Origin of the sequence: Suicoccus acidiformans (assembly GCF_003546865.1) — a bacterium.
In the GTDB taxonomy this organism is placed as follows: domain Bacteria; phylum Bacillota; class Bacilli; order Lactobacillales; family Aerococcaceae; genus Suicoccus; species Suicoccus acidiformans.
On sequence record NZ_CP023434.1, the window covers coordinates 1724498 to 1745871 of the forward strand.

General features: G+C 42.5%; 21 protein-coding genes, 1 riboswitch and 1 other annotated feature. Of the genes, 3 read left to right on the forward strand and 18 right to left on the reverse strand.

Going from position 1 to position 21374, the window contains the following annotated elements:
- Positions 1-13: 13 nt before the first annotated feature.
- From CL176_RS08095 to CL176_RS08105, 3 genes are all read right to left on the reverse strand, one after another.
- The gene (locus tag CL176_RS08095; RefSeq protein WP_240430436.1) at positions 14-514 is read right to left on the reverse strand and encodes a thiol peroxidase; all 501 of its coding nucleotides are present in this window, start codon (positions 512-514) and stop codon (positions 14-16) included.
- A 73-nt stretch (positions 515-587) separates the two neighbouring features.
- A complete protein-coding gene (thiI, locus tag CL176_RS08100; RefSeq protein ID WP_118990853.1) occupies positions 588-1802 on the reverse strand; it encodes a tRNA uracil 4-sulfurtransferase ThiI in 1215 nt (404 codons plus the stop codon).
- A 4-nt stretch (positions 1803-1806) separates the two neighbouring features.
- Positions 1807-2946, reverse strand: a complete 1140-nt coding sequence (locus tag CL176_RS08105) for a cysteine desulfurase family protein (RefSeq protein WP_118990854.1) — start codon at positions 2944-2946, stop codon at positions 1807-1809.
- Between the two features lie 153 nt (positions 2947-3099).
- Positions 3100-3176: riboswitch (Fluoride riboswitch) on the forward strand.
- A 44-nt stretch (positions 3177-3220) separates the two neighbouring features.
- Between CL176_RS08105 and CL176_RS08110 the strand changes: the two genes are divergently transcribed.
- Positions 3221-4405 carry a cation:proton antiporter gene (locus CL176_RS08110; protein WP_118990855.1) on the forward strand — a complete coding sequence of 395 codons (1185 nt, stop codon included), beginning with the start codon at positions 3221-3223 and terminating at the stop codon, positions 4403-4405.
- Positions 4406-4489: 84 nt separating this feature from the next.
- Here CL176_RS08110 and CL176_RS08115 read toward each other — a convergent pair whose 3' ends face one another.
- From CL176_RS08115 to CL176_RS08145, 7 genes are all read right to left on the reverse strand, one after another.
- Entirely contained in the window at positions 4490-6208 is a 1719-nt protein-coding gene (locus CL176_RS08115; RefSeq protein WP_118990856.1) for a septation ring formation regulator EzrA, read from the reverse strand.
- 191 nt (positions 6209-6399) lie between these two features.
- Positions 6400-7008 (reverse strand): 30S ribosomal protein S4, encoded by a 609-nt coding sequence (gene rpsD, locus CL176_RS08120; protein WP_118990857.1) that lies wholly within the window; start codon positions 7006-7008, stop codon positions 6400-6402.
- A gap of 221 nt (positions 7009-7229) precedes the next feature.
- Positions 7230-7895, reverse strand: coding sequence for an amino acid ABC transporter ATP-binding protein (locus tag CL176_RS08125; RefSeq protein WP_118990858.1), 666 nt, complete (start codon positions 7893-7895; stop codon positions 7230-7232).
- Positions 7896-8027: 132 nt separating this feature from the next.
- The gene (locus tag CL176_RS12735; protein ID WP_240430444.1) at positions 8028-9455 is read right to left on the reverse strand and encodes an ABC transporter permease subunit; all 1428 of its coding nucleotides are present in this window, start codon (positions 9453-9455) and stop codon (positions 8028-8030) included.
- Between the two features lie 325 nt (positions 9456-9780).
- Complete coding sequence (locus tag CL176_RS08135; protein ID WP_118990859.1) at positions 9781-10470, reverse strand: 5'-methylthioadenosine/adenosylhomocysteine nucleosidase; 690 nt, start codon at positions 10468-10470, stop codon at positions 9781-9783.
- A gap of 50 nt (positions 10471-10520) precedes the next feature.
- On the reverse strand, positions 10521-10859 hold the full coding sequence (locus CL176_RS08140; protein ID WP_118990860.1) for a hypothetical protein: 339 nt from the start codon (positions 10857-10859) through the stop codon (positions 10521-10523).
- Positions 10860-10863: 4 nt separating this feature from the next.
- Complete coding sequence (locus tag CL176_RS08145; RefSeq protein ID WP_118990861.1) at positions 10864-11439, reverse strand: NUDIX hydrolase; 576 nt, start codon at positions 11437-11439, stop codon at positions 10864-10866.
- Positions 11440-11598: 159 nt separating this feature from the next.
- On the opposite strand from CL176_RS08145, the gene CL176_RS08150 reads away from it, so the two are divergent.
- The gene (locus tag CL176_RS08150) at positions 11599-12609 is read left to right on the forward strand and encodes a 5-bromo-4-chloroindolyl phosphate hydrolysis family protein (RefSeq protein WP_118990862.1); all 1011 of its coding nucleotides are present in this window, start codon (positions 11599-11601) and stop codon (positions 12607-12609) included.
- Entirely contained in the window at positions 12602-13837 is a 1236-nt protein-coding gene (locus CL176_RS08155) for a toxic anion resistance protein (protein WP_118990863.1), read from the forward strand. Before CL176_RS08150 ends, CL176_RS08155 begins: the two co-directional genes overlap by 8 nt.
- Positions 13838-14058: 221 nt before the next feature.
- Here the strand turns inward: CL176_RS08155 and CL176_RS08160 are convergent, their stop codons facing one another.
- The 8 genes from CL176_RS08160 to ftsZ form a co-directional block, all read right to left on the reverse strand.
- A complete protein-coding gene (locus CL176_RS08160) occupies positions 14059-14253 on the reverse strand; it encodes an LbetaH domain-containing protein (protein WP_240430446.1) in 195 nt (64 codons plus the stop codon).
- Positions 14254-14264: 11 nt separating this feature from the next.
- The gene (locus CL176_RS12320) at positions 14265-14543 is read right to left on the reverse strand and encodes an LbetaH domain-containing protein (protein ID WP_162890899.1); all 279 of its coding nucleotides are present in this window, start codon (positions 14541-14543) and stop codon (positions 14265-14267) included.
- A complete protein-coding gene (locus CL176_RS12325) occupies positions 14506-14676 on the reverse strand; it encodes a hypothetical protein (protein ID WP_162890900.1) in 171 nt (56 codons plus the stop codon). The genes CL176_RS12320 and CL176_RS12325 overlap by 38 nt, the downstream gene beginning before the upstream one ends.
- A gap of 142 nt (positions 14677-14818) precedes the next feature.
- A complete protein-coding gene (ileS, locus tag CL176_RS08165; protein WP_118990865.1) occupies positions 14819-17614 on the reverse strand; it encodes an isoleucine--tRNA ligase in 2796 nt (931 codons plus the stop codon).
- 47 nt (positions 17615-17661) lie between these two features.
- Positions 17662-17878 (reverse strand) — a binding site (T-box leader).
- Entirely contained in the window at positions 17859-18794 is a 936-nt protein-coding gene (locus CL176_RS08170; protein ID WP_118990866.1) for a DivIVA domain-containing protein, read from the reverse strand. Its footprint overlaps the feature before it by 20 nt.
- 28 nt (positions 18795-18822) lie before the next feature.
- The gene (locus CL176_RS08175) at positions 18823-19605 is read right to left on the reverse strand and encodes a YlmH family RNA-binding protein (protein WP_118990867.1); all 783 of its coding nucleotides are present in this window, start codon (positions 19603-19605) and stop codon (positions 18823-18825) included.
- A 23-nt stretch (positions 19606-19628) separates the two neighbouring features.
- The gene (locus CL176_RS08180) at positions 19629-19892 is read right to left on the reverse strand and encodes a YggT family protein (protein ID WP_240430455.1); all 264 of its coding nucleotides are present in this window, start codon (positions 19890-19892) and stop codon (positions 19629-19631) included.
- Between the two features lie 160 nt (positions 19893-20052).
- On the reverse strand, positions 20053-21348 hold the full coding sequence (gene ftsZ, locus CL176_RS08185) for a cell division protein FtsZ (protein WP_118990868.1): 1296 nt from the start codon (positions 21346-21348) through the stop codon (positions 20053-20055).
- Positions 21349-21374 lie beyond the last annotated feature (26 nt).

Sequence of the window (21374 nt, forward strand, 5' to 3'; positions counted from 1 at the left end):
CAGATTTATGCTCTTATTTCTTTACAAAATCCGCTACTTCAATCGCTGATTGGTAATCCGGCTCATCAGCCACTTCTAGAACAAATTCTTCATAGCGGATTACCCCAGCTTCATCAATCACAAAGACTGCACGGGTTAGTAATTCATCCCCACCTAGATTGATATTCAAGCCGTAAGCATCGCCAAATTCACCATTCACATCGCTTAACGTCACAACATTCAAATCGTTATCTTGATTCCATTGATTAAACTCTTCAACAGTATTACGTCCTACAGTAATAAATTGATAGTCTTTCTCTGCGGTTTCATCAGCAAAGGCTTTTGTCTGCAGTTCACATGTACGTGTAAGAACATTGGGGATCACACTTAATATCGTGACTTGCCCATTTAGATAATCTTTTAATTGCACGGCATTCCCTTCGCTATCTTGTAAAGCTGCGTTAGGAGCCAAATCGCCTGTGACAGGTTGCGTACCCTTAACCTCTAGGGGTTCGCCTTTAAATGTAACTTGCATCGTCATCATCCTTTCGATTTCAGTAAATCAAGTATACGTCGAATCGAACCCATCAGCAAAGAAAACGCTCTTTCTATAATAAGCTTTCGAAACGTGCTTGATCTTTCCTTAAATAACTCTCATCAATTGTTTCCAAAGTAATTCCAGCCAGCGCTTCTTGAACAAGTTGCTCAATATCTAACTTAGCTTCCATTGCTTCAATTTGCTGAAGTTTGGGCTTGGTATGCGGAGAAGTTGGCGCAAAAACCGTACAACAATCTTCATAAGGTTCGTTGGAAATATCATACGTCCCGATTTCTTCCGCCAATTCAATGATTTCATTCTTATCCGTAGCAATCAAAGGACGTAATACGGGGGATGAAGTCACATCATTAATCACACGCATACTTGTTAAGGTTTGCGAAGCTACTTGACCGAGTGATTCCCCATTAACAATGGCTTGGGCCTTACGTTCACTTAAGAGCTGATCCATAATCCGAAGCATCATCCGACGCATAACGGTCATTGATTCATTGTCTGGTATATTGGCCTTAATCTCTTCTTGAATTTTGGCAAAAGGCACATTGATAAATTGCATCGCCAGACCATAATGACTTAAGCGAGCCGTTAATTTCTTGGCTTTCTCTAAGGCTTGTGGACTAGTATAAGGCGGAGAACTAAAGTGAACAGCTTCCAGCTCCATGCCACGCTTCATCATCAAATAACCGGCTATCGGTGAGTCAAATCCACCCGAAAGCATTAATAGACCGCGTCCGCTTGAACCGTATGGCAGACCTTGCATACCAGTATAGGAGGATAAACTTAAATAAGCTTTGTCCTTTTGATGAATGCTGACCGTCAATTTGTGCGTAGGGCGCTTCATTTCAACCGTCATTTCTGGATAGGCATAGCCAATAACTGAACCGACTTCTCTTTGTATATCATAGGTTTCATAGGGGAAATTCTTATCTGAGCGCTTGGCAACCACCTTAAAGCTATCCCCAGCTTCAATGTGAATGTCCGCAAAAAGTTCTAAAGCCTTAGCCTTAATTGCTTCTAAATCCTTGTCAACTTCATAGCTAGGAGCAAAACGTGCAATACCAGGAACATCTTTGAGTATCTCGATCATCTCCTCATAAGACGCCTGCTCAAATCTGACATACATAAAATCATGTTGGGGACTTACCTTTAATGACACATCCAGTGGGCTTGCTTTGGCACGAATTTGTTGGGCTAAGGCTGCTTGGAACATCTTCCGATTGCGCCCTTTTGTTGAAAGTTCTCCGTAGTGAACAACGATTTGCTTCATAGAATCATCCTTTCCCTTTCATTTGTGTAACCTTAGGTAACGCTTGAATAAAGGCCGTTATATCTGCTTGCGTCGTTGTATGCGATAAACTGAGCCGAATAGCAGAATTAGATATATTACTAGACACCCTCATGGCATTAAGGGTTGCATGGGGATTATGACTACGACTGCTACACGCACTAGTCGTTGATACAAATATCCCCATCCTTTCAAAAGCGTGTAGCAACACCTCGCCAGGAATCGGCGGTAAGGCTGCACATACAATGTGGGTGCTGGTATAAGCCCCACCGAAAATTTGCCAACCTGCTTCTTCCAAGGCGGTTACAAGTTGTACTCGGAAGTCATGCAAGCGTCTTCGTGCCTCTGCCTGAGCATCATCCGCCAAACGGAGGGCTTTCGCCGAGGCAACAATCGCAGGTAAATTCTCAGTAGAGCTGCGTTGGCCTGCTTCTTGACCCCCACCGTAAAGGAGTGGGTAACTTGCCACTCGTTCTTTCTTAACCAGAACTCCGACCCCACGAAGTCCGTGAAATTTATGCGCAGATAAGGTAAGTAAATCGATGCGTTTATTCCTCAATAATTCCAACTCAGTCGTTACAGCTTGTACCCCATCTACATGCCAAATAAGTTGAGGGTAGTCAGCAATTATCTCGGCAATCGCAGCCAGGGGTTGCACTGTCCCAACCTCATTATTTACCGCCATGGTAGATAATAAGAGAACATGTTCATCGAGCATATCTCTTAACTTATCTGTATCCAGCCTTCCCCATTGGTCCACCGGTACTAAGTCCACATCATAACCCTTCCTTTGCAAAAGTTCTATTTGCTGCAAAGAAGCGGGATGTTCAATCGCTGATAGCAGAACTCGCTTGCGGTCTGTATTCTTACTATGTAAAGCATCAACAATCCCTTGCAGAACCCAATTATTTGCTTCAGTCCCACTAGCTGTAAAGTAGACTTCATCCGCTCTAACCTTTAAGATTTGCGCTATTTGTTGGCGCGCTTGCTTTAGTAACGCACTAGCTTCTTCACCGAGCTGATGAGCACTTGATGGATTGGCGAAATATCTCTCAGCTACGGTTCCAGCCGTTTCAATTACTTCAGGATACGGCTTGGTCGTTGCACTATTATCTAAGTAAATCATATCATCATCCTTTACGAAAATTCTGTTCCATTATACCTTAACCCCTTCAATGATGACAACACCTTGATTCAAGTCACCCTCGGCCAAAAGCTTGAACAGGTATTTGTCCCACACCTTGCACTCCGGCTCAATACATGCTATGATAGCTTTAGTTTCATAAACGGGAATGAGGTTCTCCCGAAGTTAGATATAACTTAAACCGCTGATAAGCTGATGACTTCTGTGATTATATCGCACAGAAAATCGGCTTTTTTTGTGCTTAAGGAGGAAAAATATGTTATTAAGTGTTGCTTTAATATTGTTAGGTGGAATTGTGTTAGGCGCCTTATTTCGGCGAAGCAACCTACCAGAACTCATTGGTATGATGTTAGCCGGGATTATCTTAGGGCCCTATGTGTTAAATTGGTTGGATATAAACATTCTCGAGATTTCTGCAGAGCTTAGAAGTATGGCCTTAGTTATTATTCTTACCCGGGCAGGTTTAGGATTGAATATTTCTCAATTGAAGAGCCTGGGACGCCCTGCTGTATTGATGTGCTTTCTGCCTGCCTTCTTTGAAATTGCAGGAATTACGCTATTTGGTCCCCATTTATTACGCTTATCTTTCTTAGAGTCAGCCCTACTTGGCTCCGTCTTAGCAGCAGTCTCGCCTGCAGTGGTCGTACCTCGTATGGTCAATTTAATGGAGAAAGGCTACGGCGAAGCGAAGGGTATCCCCCAATTAGTCTTAGCTGGGGCTTCCGTTGACGATGTTGTGGTGATGGTCCTCTTCTCAACATTTCTGGCCATGATGCAAGGGCAAGGGGTTTCTATTATAAGTTTCGTCAACGTTCCCTTCTCCATTCTAGCCGGTGCTCTCATGGGTATGTTGCTAGGGCTAGTATTATCTAAGTGGGTCCATGGAAGCACCCCTCAAAGCGTGTATGCTTTCTTGATTCTTTTAAGCCTATCTTTTATGCTAGTCGCTACGGAAAATTCACTAAATACGTCACTAACTTTCTCAGCCTACATTGCGATTATATTTCTTGGCGTCGCCATCCAACGCTATGCCCCTGATTGGAGCGTTGAATTATCTCAAATTTATAATAACCTTTGGATACCCGGACAGATTTTCCTTTTTGCCCTTTTAGGCTCAAGTGTAGATATTAATTACCTACCTCAGGTTGGCTGGCAGGCCCTTCTTTTAATTGCTGTTGGTTTGGCCTTTAGAATGGTTGGCGTGCTGATTTGCCTGCTTCAAACGAATTTCACACAGAAAGAGAAACTATTTACCATGATTGCCTACACCCCTAAAGCAACCGTCCAAGCAGCTATTGGTGGCATTCCTTTGAGTTTAGGTCTTGCATCAGGAGAAACGATCTTGGCTGTCGCTGTTCTCTCAATCATTGTCACGGCTCCCCTTGGCGCCTTTGCGATTGATTCAACATATTCTAAACTTTTAGAAAAGCCTAATCACTAATACTTTCTCCACTTCGAACCCCGTCAAAAGAAAAGACTTTCGCAACCTGATAAAAGGTACGAAAGTCTTTCTTTGTTAATTACTTTAATAGTATCCGCGTTGCTTCTCTTGATGATACATCCGGCGAACTTGGGTCGGTCCGTCTTGATCTACACGACGAAGGGCCCGTTCAATAACGTTCAATGACTCTTCATATTGATATTCATCATAGAATAAATACTCAGCTTCGCGAATCGCTTCATCCATCTCTGGATATTCAAAGCGGAAACGATTACTATGCTGAATCATATATTCAGTTAAAGTCGCACTATCAACAATCGTTTCAGTCATGGTCTCTAATTTCGCAAGATTCTCTTCTAACTGGCGTTCGAGTTGCTCAATTTCAAGCATATCTACCCGAACACGATTCAACTGTTGAGATAAGTGCTCAATTTGATCAGTCACTTGGTAGAACTTGGCATAATAACCTTCGGTCAAGCCAGGTAGATGATGTTTTTCAATATCGCGTTTTAAGTTGCGTAATTCTAATTCAAATAAATCAAGATTTACTTTTGCTTCTTTCTCGCGACTTGTTAATTTAGATAAGCGATCAATAATCACTTGTTGTTCCTTATCTATTTCATCAAGTCGTTTGTCTATTTTACGAAGTTGATCAGATACCTTTGTATAGACTGCTTCTTTAGCATCTAATTCATGGGCAATAGCTTGGAAACGCTCAAGTTCTTTATGTAATTGTTGGCTTAAATTAGCTACTTGTTCTACTTCATTCTCATGAAGGATATAGCTTTGTTCAATCCGATCCACTTCAATACTAGCATAGCGCAGATGTTCTTGAACATCTTCAAATTTCTGCTTCAGCTGATTAATGTGCGAATTAACAAATTCCTTAGCAGCTATTTCTGCTTCCATAAAATCATACAGGGAATCAATTTCACGGTCGGCCTTATCCATTTCGGTCTGGGCATCGGCTAAGTCTGCCTGTTTTATTTGCTGCTTAGCTTCATTTAAGCGTTCTTGAATTTGTTCAATTTCTTCAAGAATATCCATCCCTTCGAAATTGTAAGAACTATCTACCATCCGTTGATAACCTGTCCGCAAATCTTCAAGCGAATCTTCATAGTCATTCTTAATCGTATCATACATCTTCGGAATCTTCACAAGAATATCTTCAAGACTAGATAAGTCCGCTTCGATTGTATCGAGCATCCCTTCTGCTTCAAGATAATCTCCTTCAGACGTAAGTTCATTATAGCGTGTGAAGTTCAGTTCTAAGTATTGTAAATTCTTCTCAAGAATTTCAATGGCTGGTCCATAATCAAAGCTGTGATTATTAATACTCTTACGTGCTTCATTGTAACGCTCTAAGTAGGCTTCATGCCGTTCACGGTTAGCTTCAGGAACTTCTAATAAGGCTTCAACGCCTGTTTCAAGATTAGCAACTTGGGCTTCGACTTCTTCAAGAATTTCACGTGCTTCATCAATTGCGCTTTTAGCCTTAACTAGATTCATCTGCTCCGTATACTGGTCGGCACCGACTAAGGTCGCATCAATTTCCGCCATTTGGAAATTAGTTACCGTCTGCCAGCTCGCATTCAAGCTCTCATACTGCCGTTTCGTTTGTCCTGATAAATCCATATTCTTGAGAGTGAATAGGTGATCCGGCACTGAGGTATCCATTAAGATGGCCTTACGATCGTCTAATTCGTTTATCTCCTTATTCCGCTGTGTCTTAAAGTAATAAACCACACCTAACACAACGACAAAAAGGATTACGATAATAAATAATATATCTGTAAATGTCATATGTTCGCTCCTCTTCTGTCGATTTCGCCACCTTATTGTGCGATAAATGTTTACTGTCACCCCACATTATAGCATTCAAATAGGGATAATTAAAGGGCTTACCTCCAAAAAGATAAATTCCTCTTTTGACAAAGTAAAACAGGTAAGAACCGACAGATTCTTACCTGTTTCGAACTGACGAAAAGGATTGCTTAAGCTAATTTGTTGTAGTACTCAACAACTAGCGACTCATCGATTTCAGCATTCAATTCACTACGCTCAGGTAGGCGAGTCATTTTGCCTTCTTTAGCGTTCTCATCGTAAGAGATGAATTCTAAGCGTGATACAACGCCTTCTAAGTTATCTTTAACGATTGCTAAGTTTTCAGATTTCTCACGTAAACCGATAACTTGTTCGGGCTCAACTAAGTAAGATGGAATATCAACACGTTTGCCATCCACAGTAATATGACCATGGTTTACTAATTGACGCGCTTGACGGCGTGTTGAAGCGAAACCTAAGCGGTAAACTAAGTTATCCAAACGTGTTTCAAGAAGGATCATGAAGTTCTCACCATGTTTCCCTTCCATCTTCCCTGCTCTCTTGAACAAGGTTGCGAATTGACGTTCGTTTAAACCATACATGAAGCGTAATTTTTGCTTTTCTTGTAATTGTAGACCGTATTCAGATAAGCTGCCACGACGGCCATTACCATGTTGTCCTGGTGGGAATGGACGTTTTTGAAGCTCCTTACCTGATTCTGTTAATGAAATACCTAAACGACGAGATTGTTTCCAAGATGGTCCTGTATATCTAGACATATTCTTCCTCCATATTCAATGTATTGGAGTAAAATAAAGGTTAGAAAGTCGAATGCGTGCAGTCTGCTCTATGCTTTCGCTTGTTGCAGCCGCAGTTACTCACACCCCATACTGGGTTTAGACTGTTGACGCGCTTTCTCTTTCTATGCTGCCTTATTTTACACAAGGAGTATTATAACAAATACACCTAGGGTTTGGCAAGTAGAATTTGAACCTGTTGTCTAGGCTTTAAATTCCTCTGAACGCACAACGCGGACTTCTTCCATAAGACTCACCAAGCCTGTATCATGGGTGATAATCAGAATCTTCATCCCATTCTTAGCAAGTGACTTAATTAGTTCTGCCACTTTCTCAACAGTATTCTCATCAAGAGCAGACGTCGGTTCGTCAAAGCAAAGCATACTTGGTTCCATCATCATCGCTCGCGCAATCGCAACCCTTTGTTTTTGGCCACCGGAAAGCTGGGATGGCTTCGATGTTTGTTTATCTGGTACGCCCATTTGCTTTAAGAGTTGATCTGCTTTAGACGCTAATTCTTCACGAGTCCCGAAACCGTTCGATAAGGGTGCTAACATTAGATTTTCTTCGACCGTCAAGTTGCTGAATAAATTATAGTCTTGAAATACTAAGCCCATCTTGTGTTGGTAGTCTTGAATAGCAGCTGTACTTTGATATTCACCGTCAATGACCAAGCTAGCGCCGTCTAAAGTGATTGAACCAGTGTCTACGGTTTCTAAGTTATTAATCATGCGTAGCAAGGTTGTCTTACCACTACCTGATTCGCCTAAGACAATGACAATCTCGCCCGAGTCAATCGACAGACTGTAGTTTTGGATGACTTCTTGTTCACCAAAGCTCTTGGATACATTTGTTAATTGAAAAGCCATGAAATACCTCCTAAATTTAACAATGATGACTTATATACAGGCAGAAGCTCTCACGTAAACTAACCCACTGTAAGTGGTTGCGCTTCTGTAATAGTAGAAAGGCCTAATTACATAAGTCACCCTAACTGATACCTAATCTTGAATGCGTCGTTCGATATAACGTAAGCATAAGGTTACAATTCCGGTAAAGACTAAGTAAATAATTCCAACGTTTAAGTAAGGCACAAGACTTGCATATTGAGTTGATAAAGCGCGCCCTGCTTTGAGTAATTCGTTTAAGCCTAAGATATATACTAGGGATGTATCCTTAACTAAGCTAATGACCTCATTCCCAACGGAAGGCATCACAATCTTCCACAATTGTGGAATGATAACGCGTCTAAGCCCGGTCCAGCGGTCAATGGAGAGAACTCGTAAAGCTTCATATTGTCCTTCTGGAATAGAATTCAAGCCCCCGCGGAATATTTCTACCAAGTAAGCTGCATAATTAATTACCATTGTGAATAAAGCAGACTCAACACGGTCCGGGGTAAAGCCGATAAAAGGCAAACCAAAGTAAATAATCATCAGTTGCAAGAGAAGCGGTGAACCCCTAAAGATATAGACATAGACTTGTACTACAGCTTTAAACCAACGCGGTCCACTTTGTTCCAGAAGCGCAATCAAAAGCCCCAAGGGAATACTCAAGACTAACGTAACAACAAAGAAGAAGATGGTCGTCTTCAACCCTTCGAAAAGTGGCCCCCAATAATCACGACTTTGACTTTCAGATGAATCGCCGCCAATTTCAGCAAACCATCTATTATAACTTTCATCATAAGCATCTGAAGCCATGACCTTGTCTAAAGCTGCATCGAACTCTTCTACAAAGGCTGTGTCCGACTTGCGGAAGCCAACCGCTGTTTCGGTCACACCGAAATCTTCCTCAAGCATTCGGTAATGTTCGCCTTGGCCATTCTGGGTGAAATAATAGCGGGTCACAAGCTCTGCGATGACAATTGCATCCGCCCGACCAGATTCTAATTCTGCTAATACTTCGTTGAAAGAAGAAAAGGTCACCAGTTCCCCAATACTCTCAATGAAAGCTTCGTCAGCTTGAATCGCCTCTAATTGAGAGGAACCTTCCTGTGTTGCAACAACTTTGCCAGCCAGATCTGCCTTTGTTCGAATATCACTATCTTCACGGACGAGTATACCGACTCTTCCTTCAATATAAGGCTTGGAGAAGGCGACTTGCTGTTTACGCTCGGGACTCACAGAGTACCCATTCCAAATCATATCGATATTGCCATTATATAACTCCTGCTCTTTCATTCCCCAATCAATCGGTTGGAACTTATACTCCATACCCATTTCATCGAAGACTTCAGCAGCAATTTCAATATCGAAGCCCTTCATCTCACCATTCTCTTCATAGCCATAGGGAGCGAATGTCGGATCTAAACCAATAATCAAGGGTTCAGCCGGATTAATCACAACTTCCTCTTGAGCACTCACCCACCCTGGTGCACTTAAACCCAAAAGCATACACAATACTAATACCCATCTACGCCATTTCATGAAAATCCTCCTTTGACCAAGAAAAAAACGCCCTTCAATCCATATGGATTTAAAGGACGCCTTAACGTGGTTCCACCTTTATTCGCAGGGATTTCACAATCCTCTGCCTCAGTAAGTTTATAAACTTAAGCCGTTAACGGGGCCAGCGACTGAATTACGACTATCCGGCTGTGTCTTCAAATCATCATGTGCTCTGCTTCTCAGCTACCGCAGATTCTCTATCACACCAGAGGATATCTCTTCGTCCGAAAGAATTCAGTTTAAGAATTAAAATCATCATAAACTAAACCTCATAAAAGGTCAAGTTTTTAATTTAGTTTTAATCTCAAGCGAGCTCAATCGTTCGGAAAACGATATCACTAGTGACTTTGCCGACCATTAGAATAAACTCATCAAAAGTCATGGGGGCATCCCCATCCGCCTGGTCAGAAATCGCTCGAATAATTACAAATGGTAAGCCCAGCTGATGACAAGCTTGAGCGATTGCAGTCGACTCCATCTCACAAGCCCGTGCCTTAGGAAACGAAGCTTGAATACGCTGGATTTCCTCCTGGCTGTCGATAAACTGGTCCCCACTGACAATTAAGCCAAGAATAGGCTCCACACCTGCTTGACGGCAAGCTGCTTGAGCTGTTCGCATCAATTCGGTATCAGAATAATATGCTTCTGGCATACCGGCCATTTGCCCCAATTGATAGCCAAAACCTGTAACGTCCACGTCATGATAGGATAAGGAGTGAGCAATCACAATGTCCCCCACCTTCAAACCAGCATCAATTGCCCCAGCTGACCCCGAATTAATAATTGCATCAACATTGAAATGTTCTTTCAATAAGGTAACGCTAATGGTAGCATTGACTTTCCCAATACCAGATTCAACTAAGACAACTTCATGCTCACCAATACGACCAACATAATGGTCAATATTCTGGTAGCGAACAATGTCCACATCATGAATCCGTGTCTTTAAGACCCGGATTTCCTCTTCCATCGCGCCAATAATGCCAATTTTCATCCCATCACTCCTCGTCTACTCTTTCTAATAAGCCCTATCTATGCCTTCACTTACACTAGAAAGGCAATCAATAGCACAATAATCAATAAGATGCCCACCACAATTATCCCATTATTCAAGAAACGGTCCATCCCGGCATGGTATTTCGACCGCATTGGCTCTTTGCTACTTGCGATGTGCCTAATCTGGGCAAGGTTTTGGCCAATTCGATCTGAGTGACGTGTTCTAACTTCCTCTTCTATAGGTGCCTGCACCCAAGCATCTTCTTGGTCGAACGCTTCAGAAGTCTCCCAAGATTCTCGGTAGTATACTTGTGTCTCCTCTTCAATTTGCTTAGGAGTTGCAGGACTATCAAAAGGTTCCGGACGCTTTTTCTTTCGAAATCTCATTTGCTTACTCCTTCTGATTAATCCAATACTGTAGCGCTAAGACCGTCTTCATATCTTTAATGTCATTCGCTTCCAACATGGCCAACACCGCTTCACGCTCATACCAAGCAGCAGTAACGTTCTCATCGTCATCTTGACTTAATGGCTCAGCTACTTCACTTAATTGCTCGGCCTGATAGAAGAGTATACGCTCATCGTTATAACCAGGGGTCACATAATACTCGCCTAAATAACGCCAACGTTCCGCCTGATAACCTGTCTCCTCTTCCAATTCACGTCGGGCAGCCAGCTCCGCTTGCTCCAATTGCCCCGCTTCAAAATCGATAATGCCTGCTGGAATTTCTAGCATCTTTGTCGCAGTAGCTGCGCGATGTTGTTCGACTAACAATACTTGATTTCCTTGACTTGCCAAAATTCCCACCGCAGGCAGGTGATGGATTAACTCTCGTTGAACTACTTGACCTGTTTCGAGCTCTAATTCATTGACATACAATTGCAGAATAGCTCCATCATACACCTGGCGACTTGCTTTGAGTAAAGAGTCTTGCATGAAGGGAATAAATGCTTGATCTGTTTCCATAAATATCGGCTCCTCTCTGCCTTCAAATTGTAACGGCTAAATTCGTTAAATGCAAGCAGAAGTCTTTACTTTAGAACTTCGGTCCTAAGACTGATGCGAGAAGGACGTAATATGATATGATATTTTTGAGACTTAGATTTATTTAAGGAGGTTTTACATATGGGACTTATTATTTATGGTTTCCTATTCATCTTACTTGCATGTTTTCTATTTAGATGGCATACCCTTTCCCGGAATATTCAGCCTAGCTATTCATTGAAATCCCCCCTTGTATTCGTGCCACTTACCTTCATGATTATGGCTATCATTACAAGATTTATTCTCGGTAGCTATATAGCCATACCTGCTGCTGGTATGCTAGCATTCATGTTAATCACCTTTGCTTTGATGGACCGGCTCACTACTTGGTATATTTCCAAGATAGCCTCAAGCCACACACTTATATCCCCTCAAACCTTACATAAGATAGGGCTTATTCTATTCAGTTTATCTATTGCCCTTCTCTTCTTTTCAGATTTATGGGTGGTCCTCATGGAGTACGATTACATAGAATACGGTTTGGTAAATTTAATCGGTAGTTTCTTCCTATACGTTCCTTGGCTCCTTATCTATGCTGTTGTTAACGGCTTCCATAATCTTATCCTTAACAAAAAACAAACGCCCTTCCAACAGAAGGCGACAAGGACTAGGCCAACGACTCAACTCACACAGCATTACCGTGAGCAAGGAATGAGTGACGAGGAAATTGCCTATTTCCGCAAGCAAATGGAAGATGCACGTACGCATATCTATGCCTTAGAAGACGCCTTCCCGCAAACTGCTAAATTGCGCACAATCGAAAAAAGGCATAATACTATTGAAGTTTGCCAAAGCTACTTCAAGCATATCGTAGAGCGCCCTCAAAGTATTTCGCAAGCGGGTGACTTTCTTTATAAATACTTACCTAATTTACATGATTTAGCGGATAAATATAATGAAATTAGCCAACATGTGGCCAAAAATAAACAGACTTACCAAATCCTTGATCGCAGCGCTCAAGTGATTGAAGAACTTTGCGAAGAAATACATGATGACTATATTGCCTTCCACAAAGAAACCTATGACAACTTGGAAGATGAAATCCGCTTTGCTGAGAAAAATCTAAATAAAGGAGACGATTTCCATGTATGAGCAAGATAATTTACAAACAGATCCTTTAAAGAATTCAGCCATCGATGACCTCCTGGCAGATCCTTTCGGTACCCAAAGTCAGCCACAAGCTAACAGCATCCATGAATCTTTGCAAGATGCAACTATTCTCTCACAAAAGAATTTCACTAGCGAAAAACTCATCGAACGCTTGCCAGAGCATCGCAAAGAACAAGCCCACAATTTAGCCAAGCAAATCGATGAGACAAACTCTCAAGCAATTATTGCCTATGGATCGAACGCCCAAAAGAAACTGAGTGAGTTCTCACATAGCATGCTGAATGAAATACGCATCAAAGATACGGGCGAAATTGGTGATACCCTGACTGGTTTAATGAAGCACTTAGAAGACAATCGACCAGAAGACCTCCAAGGAAATCAGAATTTCATCCAACGTATCTTCAACCGAGGTAAGCGCTCCATTACAGAAATTCAATTGCAATATCAGCAACTCGGCGCACAACTCGATAAGGTGAGTATTCGCTTAGAGCGCGAGAAAGATCAATTACTCAACGATAATCTAATGCTCGAACAGTTCTATGAGAAGAACAAAGACTATTTCGAGGCCCTCAATGTCTATATCGCAGCAGCGGAAGTTAAGATGGAAGAATTACAAACTGAAACGATTCCAGAAGCTATCGAAACGGCTAAGGCAAGCCAAAGTCAAATGGACGTCCAGAAAGTTAATGATTTGAATCAATTTCTTGATCGATTAGATAAGCGCACCCATGACTTACGTTTGACGCGACAAATGACCATCCAACAAGCGCCTCAAATTCGTATGATTCAGAATACTAATCAAGCCTTGGCTGAGAAAATCCAAGTATCTGTCCATACCGCCATTCCCCTCTGGGAGAATCAAATTATGATTGCCCTTTCTCTCCTACGCCAAGAGAAAGCCGCAACCACCCAGAAGGCAGTTACCGATACAACCAATGATTTACTGCTGAAAAATTCTGAAATGCTCAAGCAAGGCAGCTTAGATGTTGCAAGAGAAGCCGAAAGAGGTATCATTGACATAGAAACCCTTAAACAAACCCAAAATAATCTACTTACAACACTCCAAGAAACGATGGACATTCAAGCAGAAGGCCGTGCTCAAAGACGCCAAGCTGAAATAGAATTGAGCCAAATGGAAGATGAACTACGTGATACCTTGCTTGAAATCGCCAACGAACAAAAGGCCCAACAAATGCGAGAAAGCGAATAAGTATTGAACTTAAGGACGAAACCAAAAGGTCTCGTCTTTTTTTGATATTTATGTTTATAAACACGGACAGTAGACTAAGTAAAAATACCTTAACGCTAGTTTTTGAAATGAATGATTTCCGGCGGGCTTTGTTTAAGGAAAACGGCGCTTAAAGGAATATTCTTCACTTGCCCAAGAAACAGAGCCTACAGTATGCTTTATAAAACTGTAGGCTCTGTTTTTTATTCAGTTGTATCTGGATCGGCTTGGTAATCCGCCAGAAGCTCTTGCCAGTATCTTTCTTCCGTTTCCGTAATTGTTCGAATAACTCGGGCTGGATTTCCAGCAGCAATTGAGTGACTAGGTATGTCACGCGTAACAACGGAACCGGAACCGATAACTACATTGTTACCAATCGTCACCCTGGGTTTAATCACCGTATTGCCACCTAGCCACACGTCATTCCCGATGGTAACGGGTGCAGCTTTCTCATAGCCTTGTCGTCTAACGGGGCATCAATGGGATGATTAACCGTGTAGATGGATACCGTGGTCCCATGAAGACATAATCCCCCCACTGTGATTCCATCGAAATCCAACATAATTAAACCCGTATTGGCGTAGAAGTTGTGGCCGATATGAATTTGAAAACCTTTATCACAATGGAAAGGCGGGCGAATAATTGCATCTTCAGGCAAGCTTCCAAAGATACTTCTTAACTGAGTCATGGCAAGGGCATGCTCTTTTATTAGGGGTCGCATTAAAAGCTTCTAAGATTGCCCGGCTTTTCTCCCAATGACGGTCTTTCATTTCATAAGGATGGAATAACTCCCCTGCTAGCACACGGTCATAATCATTCATTATAGCACCTACTCTCATTTTAGCTTGAGTATATCATAACTACGAGGAATTTAATCCTTAAAAAAAGCCAAAGAGTTTTACACTCTTTGACTTTGCAACGCACTGCTCTGCTATAAAATGAGCAGCGTCGATTAAATTGTTTTTATGCTTCTTCCTGCTCCGTTAAGTAGGCTGGATAATTTTCTTTGACGATGGTATAACAACGTTCACATAATTCCGGTGCTTCTTCAATCTTTCCAACTTCTGGGCGTACAGCACGGCAACGGTCACACGTATGGCCTTCAGCTGGTTCTACCAGTACAGAGACGCTATCTAAATCTAAAGCATGGTCTGCTTTTTCGGCAGGGTCTAGTAAGTTAAACTGCGAAACGATTAACAATTGTGCTAAATCATCACTTAAGTTATGTAAAGCTTCGCGTACCTCAGCTTCAGCATAGACTGTCACTTGGGCTTCGAAAGATTTTTTGATTGGGCGGACTTCATCGTTCTTAGCTTCTTCGAGTGCCTTTTGGACATCGTGGCGAACTTTGAAGAAAATATCCCACTCCGCAATTCGTGCCTGATCTTGGCTAATATCGGTTATTTGCGGTAGTTCTTTCAATTGCACAAAACCATCAGAGCCTGGAAGTTCTTTCCATGCTTCTTCCATGGTATGAACTAAGATTGGTGTAAGTAGACGAAGCATGCCTTCAAGAATTACGTACATCACTGTTTGCATGGCTCGGCGTGGGTAAGCATCCTCTGCTTCAATATACACAACATCTTTGGCAAAGTCCATATAGAATGCCGATAAATCGTTGGAGACAAAGTTATTCACTAACTTGAAGATATCTGAGAATTCATAATTATCGTAAGCTTGCATAACGTCATGGGCAAAGATTCGGTAAGTCGATAACATATATTGATCTACTTTGCGTAAATCTTCTTCAGCTACCATGTCCTCACTTGGATTAAAGCCGTTTAAGTTACCTAACATGAAGCGAATGGTGTTACGAATCTTCCGGTAAGCTTCAGAAATTTGCTTGAGAATATCTTTGGAGATGCGCACATCGTTTTCATAGTCGACACTGCTTACCCATAGGCGAATAATATCCGCGCCAAGTTCTTGTGTAATCTCTTCGGGTGTAATAACGTTCCCTAAGGATTTACTCATCTTTTGGCCATTGCCGTCCATAACAAAGCCTTGAGATAGAACGGATTTATATGGTGGCATATCACACGCAGCAATCGAGGTAGTGAAACTTGAGTTAAACCAACCACGATACTGGTCAGAGCCTTCAAGATACATATCTGCTGGATAAGTTAAATAGTCACGCTGTTGAAGGACACCGGCATAAGAAGTCCCCGAGTCGAACCATACATCCATGATATCCATTTCCTTAGTGAATTCACCGTTAGGGCTTCCCGGGTGTTCAAAGCCTTCAGGCAATAAGTCTTTAGCATCCCAATCGAACCAAGCATTGGAGCCATGTTCTTCAATGATATCCGCTACATGATTGATGACATCGATGTCAAGAATCGCTTCGCCATTCTCAGCGTAGAAAATCGGCAAAGGCACGCCCCAAACTCGTTGACGGGAAATAACCCAATCGCCTCGGTCACGAATCATGTTGTACATCCGCCGTTGCCCAGATGGATGATACCATACTACGTCTTCTTCCACTGCTTTTAGGAGTTGGTCTCTAAATTTATCAATCGAGGCAAACCATTGCGGTGTCGCCCGGTAAATTACTGGCTTTTTCGTCCGCCAATCATGCGGGTAACTATGGACAATGGTGTCTTGGGCTAATAACTTACCATTCTCTTCAAGCCAAGTTAAGACTTGTTTCTGGCCTTTCAAATAGAACATACCTTCAAGACCAGGCGCTTCATCTGTGAAATGACCACGATTGTCGACAGGTGAAAGTACATCCAAGCCATACGCTTGCCCAATAATATAGTCATCTTCCCCGTGTCCAGGTGCTGTATGAACTAAGCCGGTACCCGTTTCAAGGGTTACATGATCACCAAGCATTACAAGTACTTCACGGTCATAGAATGGGTGCTTAGCTTTGGACCGGTCTAAGATTTCACCTTTAAAGCGTTGTTCAACGTTAACGTCTGTCCAACCACATGCTTCAGCAACTGCTTCGAGTAAGTCATTGGCTACAATAAACTTACGGTCAGCTACAGCCACTTGTACGTATTCTGCATCTTTGGCCACTGAAATACCTAAGTTAGCAGGTAAAGTCCACGGTGTCGTTGTCCAAATAACAAACTCTGCTGCGGGGTCAATGACTTCATTGGCAGCAACCACTTCAAAAGCGACATAAATTGATGGTGACGTTACGTCATGGTATTCCACTTCTGCTTCAGCTAAAGAAGACTCACTTGAAGGAGACCAATAAATAGGTTTCAAACCTTTATAAATATAGCCACGCTCGGCCATTTTGCCAAAGATACGAATTTGTTGCGCTTCATATTCTGGCTTGAGGGTCAAGTATGGATTATCCCATTCCCCTGCCACACCTAGGCGCATAAAGTCTGTGCGTTGGCTATCAACTTGCTCCAAGGCATACTGCTCGCATAAATTTCTAAACTCTGACACGCTCATAGACTTGCGGTCCACACCGTCTTGCTTAATCAAAGCGGACTCAATTGGCAATCCATGCGTATCCCAACCAGGAACATAAGGCACGCGGAAGCCATTCATCGATTTATAGCGATTAATAATGTCCTTTGTTACCTTATTCATCGCATGTCCCATATGCACCTTCCCATTAGCATACGGCGGGCCATCGTGTAGGACAAAGCTTGGCTTATCTTCATTTAATGCCAGTCTTTCCTCATAAATATTCGCTTCAGCCCACTCTTCTTGTAAGGCAACTTCCTTGGTCGGAAGGTTGGCTCGCATTGCGAAATCTGTCTTTCCTAAATTCAACGTATCTTTTAATTTCATTTCAATCTCCTTCATACAAAAAATCCCCGCATATTCACACTTGAATACACAGGGACGTATTTTTTACGCGGTACCACCCATATTAGCTACATTACGTAACTCACTTTCCATGCTAACGCTCTTGAAGCGGCTTCCACTACTTAATTTCATAGAAGCAATTTGATTAGAGGATCCTCTTACTTGAAGTGATTTCTGAGCTTCCACCCACCTCAGATCGCTGGGAATATTCAAGCAAAATACTGTTCTAATCTTCGTCAATTGGTAAATCAATGCGAATAGTTTGGCCTAAGAAGCTTTCACTTTGAACCTTGCTTTCGTCAGGCACATCGATTGATCTTTCCTTTAAATCAAAGCTCTCACCTGGTGAATCCTCATCCAAGGTGAAAATCGGCTCGTCTGCCGGTTCAGCCGTCATATCAGCTGAGTCCATTGGATTGGAATCCAAGGCTAAATCCGGTTGATAGGTTAAATCTGGTTGAGTGTCAGCCTTAGGTTGCGTCAAAGTATCTGAATCAACATTGTACTGGAATACTTGTGTTTGATCTAAATCAACCTCTGGTTCAATTTGCGGTTGGGGAACACCTTGATTGGTAGGGTCTACCATATCTTTCGCTGATTGAAAGGCATCTGCTTGGGCGTCTTCAAGAACTTGAGCCCGTTCTGCTGCCCGAGTCCCTGCTTCCTTAAAGTCTTCCGGATTTAAGCTTGTCTCCAGCTCTTTATCGAATAAAGCAACATACTCTTCACTTGTAACGACGTCCAATTGGCGACGGATTGTCGCTTCCAATTGCGCACGGTAATCTTTACTGCGACGTCTTAAATTATCGGATTCTATAACAATCGTACGAGCATTATCTGAAGCTTCACCAATTAAACGGTCAGCTTCTTGTTCAGCTTCATAGAGTATCAGTTCTGCCTCTTTACGTGCATTCTGTTTCAAGCGCTCAGCCGCTTCTTGGGCAACAAGAATTGAACTATTCAGCGATTCTTGCAATTGAGCGAAATACTCATTCTTCTCCGTTGCAATCTGCAAATCTTGTGACAGACGTTCGTTCTGAGTAATTAATTCTTCCATACGGGCTACTACGCGGTCAAGGAAATCATTAACTTCTTCTTGGTCATAGCCTCTAAATTTCGTATTAAATTCTTTTGTAACAATATCATTAGGGGTTAAAGTCATTCATCCCACGTCCTTTCAAAGAGCTTATTTATCTTTCTAAGACACTGACATTTAAACGATAGTTATCTTTCTTGGTTACGCCTTCAACCTCTTCAATCCAGAAGCGCCCGAATTTACGCAGTGAAACAATATCACTGACGCCAATTTCTATATCTGGGCGGTCTACTTCAGCAAAGTTCACTTTCACTAGACCCGAAGATACGGCGTCTTTTGCCCTCTGTCTAGAGAAATTATAGACGTTGCTTAATAAGGTGTCAAGTCGAAGTGAGCTAGCAATCACTGTGCGCTGCTCCCAAGTCTCGTTCGACTCGAGCAGTGCTTCGGCGCTAATTTCTTCCAATTGTACACCGACATTGGCAATTTTGCGGACATTCTGTTGCAAATAGGCGCCAATTGAATCGTCCACAATGATATGCCAAGATTCTCCATCCGTGATAATGTCCCCGATGCGCTCACGATCAATACCTGTGGAAAGGAGCGTGCCAAGGATTCGGCCATGCGTTAATTCACCAAATTTCGTTGGAAAATTAATATTATAGTAGGCAAGCTGATAGTCTTGTGCCCCTGGCTCATAATACGGTGGGAAAATCACAGCTCGTTGACGTTCCGCACCGACGTAGCCGCCGGAGAAACTAGCCGTCAACTCTTCAGAACTGCGAACGAGTTGATCTACAATCATCGCTTCACGAGGTGTGAGAAACACAGTCGTATAAGGCGCGTAGCGATTTGAGACTTGTTGCATCCAATCAAAGACTAAATCAATAAAGACGCCTTCATCGCTACGGTAATGTTGGTAAATATCTGTGTTCATAAATACACCTCCTTCATAAAGCATCACATGAACAACGTTAAAAACCAGACCAAGCCTCGTTGAATCAATTGCAATACCATTAAACCAATTATCACACTGAAGCTAATGCCCCCGAATGAAGGTATCACTTGATCAAAGAAATTCAAATAAGGACGGGCAAGCCGTTGGATAAGCTGACCAAAAGAACTATCGCGGGCTCCTGGTAGCCAGGACATAACAGCATAAATGACAAGAACCCAACTATATAGCGTAAAGAGGGTCATAATCAAACGGATTAAATTATACACAACGTCACTCCATTTCTTAACGGTTTCCTTACCATTCTACTATAAATTACGAAGAAATGCTCGAAAAATCCACGAATATTCTCGCGAATTTCAGCAAAAAAATGCGCTTTTGCCAGGCTTATTAAGCTGACACAAGCGCAGGAATAATCGACTCGAGCGATTAATTGCGATGACGTTTGCGGAAGAATGGTGGTGTGTCCAACTCTTCTTCGGTTGCATCGTTTTGGTTAGAAATTGATTCAGGACGTCCTTGACGTTCTTGTCTTTGGCTTCGTGCATTTTCGACATCTTCAATTTCGCGAGTATTTTGCTCACGGTTAATGTCCCAGTTGCTGAACAAGTCTTGTTGGGCAGGTTCACGTCTTTGTGGTGCTTCTGGACGAGCTTCTGGGTTGGCTGCCGTCGCTTCACTTGAACGTTGCATGTCGCGGTCACTGCTAGCAGCAAAGTTGCGTCGTGTTTGTCCACCCATCGGATTTTGTGGACGTTCGTTGCGGTCATTATGAATACCTGTTGCAATAACGGTAACTTTCACTTCATCGCCAAGGTCTTCATCAATTGAAGTACCGAAGATGATATTCACATCACTGCTTGATGCATTCGCCACGATTTCACTCGCATCTTGGGCTTCAAATAAGCTCAAGTCTGCTCCACCAGTAATATTTAAGAGAATTTGCTCCGCACCGTCAATTGAAACTTCAAGGAGTGGTGAAGAGATAGCTTTCTTGGTCGCTTCAGCTGTACGATTCTCACCAGATGCTTGACCAATACCCATAAGGGCTGTCCCTTGATTTTTCATTACGGTTTGAACATCCGCGAAGTCAAGGTTAACATATCCTGGTGAGGTAATTAAGTCTGAAATACCTTGAACCCCTTGACGTAATACATTATCCGCTTCACTGAAGGCTTCAAGCATCGGTGTTTTACGGTCAACGATTTCAAGAAGGCGGTTATTTGAAATAACAACTAAGGTGTCGACGTTATCTTTTAAATTCTTCAAGCCTTCGGCAGCCTGGCGTCCGCGCTTAGGCCCTTCAAAGGTAAATGGACGTGTAACAACACCGACGGTTAAAGCGCCCGATTCTTTAGCAATCTTTGCAACAACGGGAGCGGCTCCAGTACCCGTTCCGCCACCCATCCCTGCTGTTACAAACACTAAGTCTGCCCCATCAAGGATTTCACGAATTTGTTCTTCACTTTCTTCAGCTGCCTTCAAACCAATTTCTGGCAATGAGCCAGCACCTAGTCCCTTCGTTACTTTCGGTCCTAATTGGATTTTCGTATCGGCTTGTGACCCGTCTAAAGCTTGAGTATCTGTATTGGCAACAATAAACTCCACGCCTTTAACTTCTTCATGGATCATGCGGTTGACTGCGTTGCCCCCAGCACCTCCAACACCAATAACTTTAATGACTGCTCCAGTTTTGTTCTCTGTCGTATCAAACGATAGTTCCATTAAATGTTACCTCCTTATATGTGCAA

What these genes read in the sequence shown, in the direction of transcription:
- CL176_RS08095 (WP_240430436.1), bottom strand. Translation starts at nt 514, where the DNA reads ATGCAAGTTACATTTAAAGGCGAACCCCTAGAGGTTAAGGGTACGCAA.
- thiI (WP_118990853.1), bottom strand. Translation starts at nt 1,802, where the DNA reads ATGAAGCAAATCGTTGTTCACTACGGAGAACTTTCAACAAAAGGGCGC.
- CL176_RS08105 (WP_118990854.1), bottom strand. Translation starts at nt 2,946, where the DNA reads ATGATTTACTTAGATAATAGTGCAACGACCAAGCCGTATCCTGAAGTA.
- CL176_RS08110 (WP_118990855.1), top strand. Translation starts at nt 3,221, where the DNA reads ATGTTATTAAGTGTTGCTTTAATATTGTTAGGTGGAATTGTGTTAGGC.
- CL176_RS08115 (WP_118990856.1), bottom strand. Translation starts at nt 6,208, where the DNA reads ATGACATTTACAGATATATTATTTATTATCGTAATCCTTTTTGTCGTT.
- rpsD (WP_118990857.1), bottom strand. Translation starts at nt 7,008, where the DNA reads ATGTCTAGATATACAGGACCATCTTGGAAACAATCTCGTCGTTTAGGT.
- CL176_RS08125 (WP_118990858.1), bottom strand. Translation starts at nt 7,895, where the DNA reads ATGGCTTTTCAATTAACAAATGTATCCAAGAGCTTTGGTGAACAAGAA.
- CL176_RS12735 (WP_240430444.1), bottom strand. Translation starts at nt 9,455, where the DNA reads ATGAAATGGCGTAGATGGGTATTAGTATTGTGTATGCTTTTGGGTTTA.
- CL176_RS08135 (WP_118990859.1), bottom strand. Translation starts at nt 10,470, where the DNA reads ATGAAAATTGGCATTATTGGCGCGATGGAAGAGGAAATCCGGGTCTTA.
- CL176_RS08140 (WP_118990860.1), bottom strand. Translation starts at nt 10,859, where the DNA reads ATGAGATTTCGAAAGAAAAAGCGTCCGGAACCTTTTGATAGTCCTGCA.
- CL176_RS08145 (WP_118990861.1), bottom strand. Translation starts at nt 11,439, where the DNA reads ATGGAAACAGATCAAGCATTTATTCCCTTCATGCAAGACTCTTTACTC.
- CL176_RS08150 (WP_118990862.1), top strand. Translation starts at nt 11,599, where the DNA reads ATGGGACTTATTATTTATGGTTTCCTATTCATCTTACTTGCATGTTTT.
- CL176_RS08155 (WP_118990863.1), top strand. Translation starts at nt 12,602, where the DNA reads ATGTATGAGCAAGATAATTTACAAACAGATCCTTTAAAGAATTCAGCC.
- CL176_RS12320 (WP_162890899.1), bottom strand. Translation starts at nt 14,543, where the DNA reads ATGACTCAGTTAAGAAGTATCTTTGGAAGCTTGCCTGAAGATGCAATT.
- CL176_RS12325 (WP_162890900.1), bottom strand. Translation starts at nt 14,676, where the DNA reads ATGAATGATTATGACCGTGTGCTAGCAGGGGAGTTATTCCATCCTTAT.
- ileS (WP_118990865.1), bottom strand. Translation starts at nt 17,614, where the DNA reads ATGAAATTAAAAGATACGTTGAATTTAGGAAAGACAGATTTCGCAATG.
- CL176_RS08170 (WP_118990866.1), bottom strand. Translation starts at nt 18,794, where the DNA reads ATGACTTTAACCCCTAATGATATTGTTACAAAAGAATTTAATACGAAA.
- CL176_RS08175 (WP_118990867.1), bottom strand. Translation starts at nt 19,605, where the DNA reads ATGAACACAGATATTTACCAACATTACCGTAGCGATGAAGGCGTCTTT.
- ftsZ (WP_118990868.1), bottom strand. Translation starts at nt 21,348, where the DNA reads ATGGAACTATCGTTTGATACGACAGAGAACAAAACTGGAGCAGTCATT.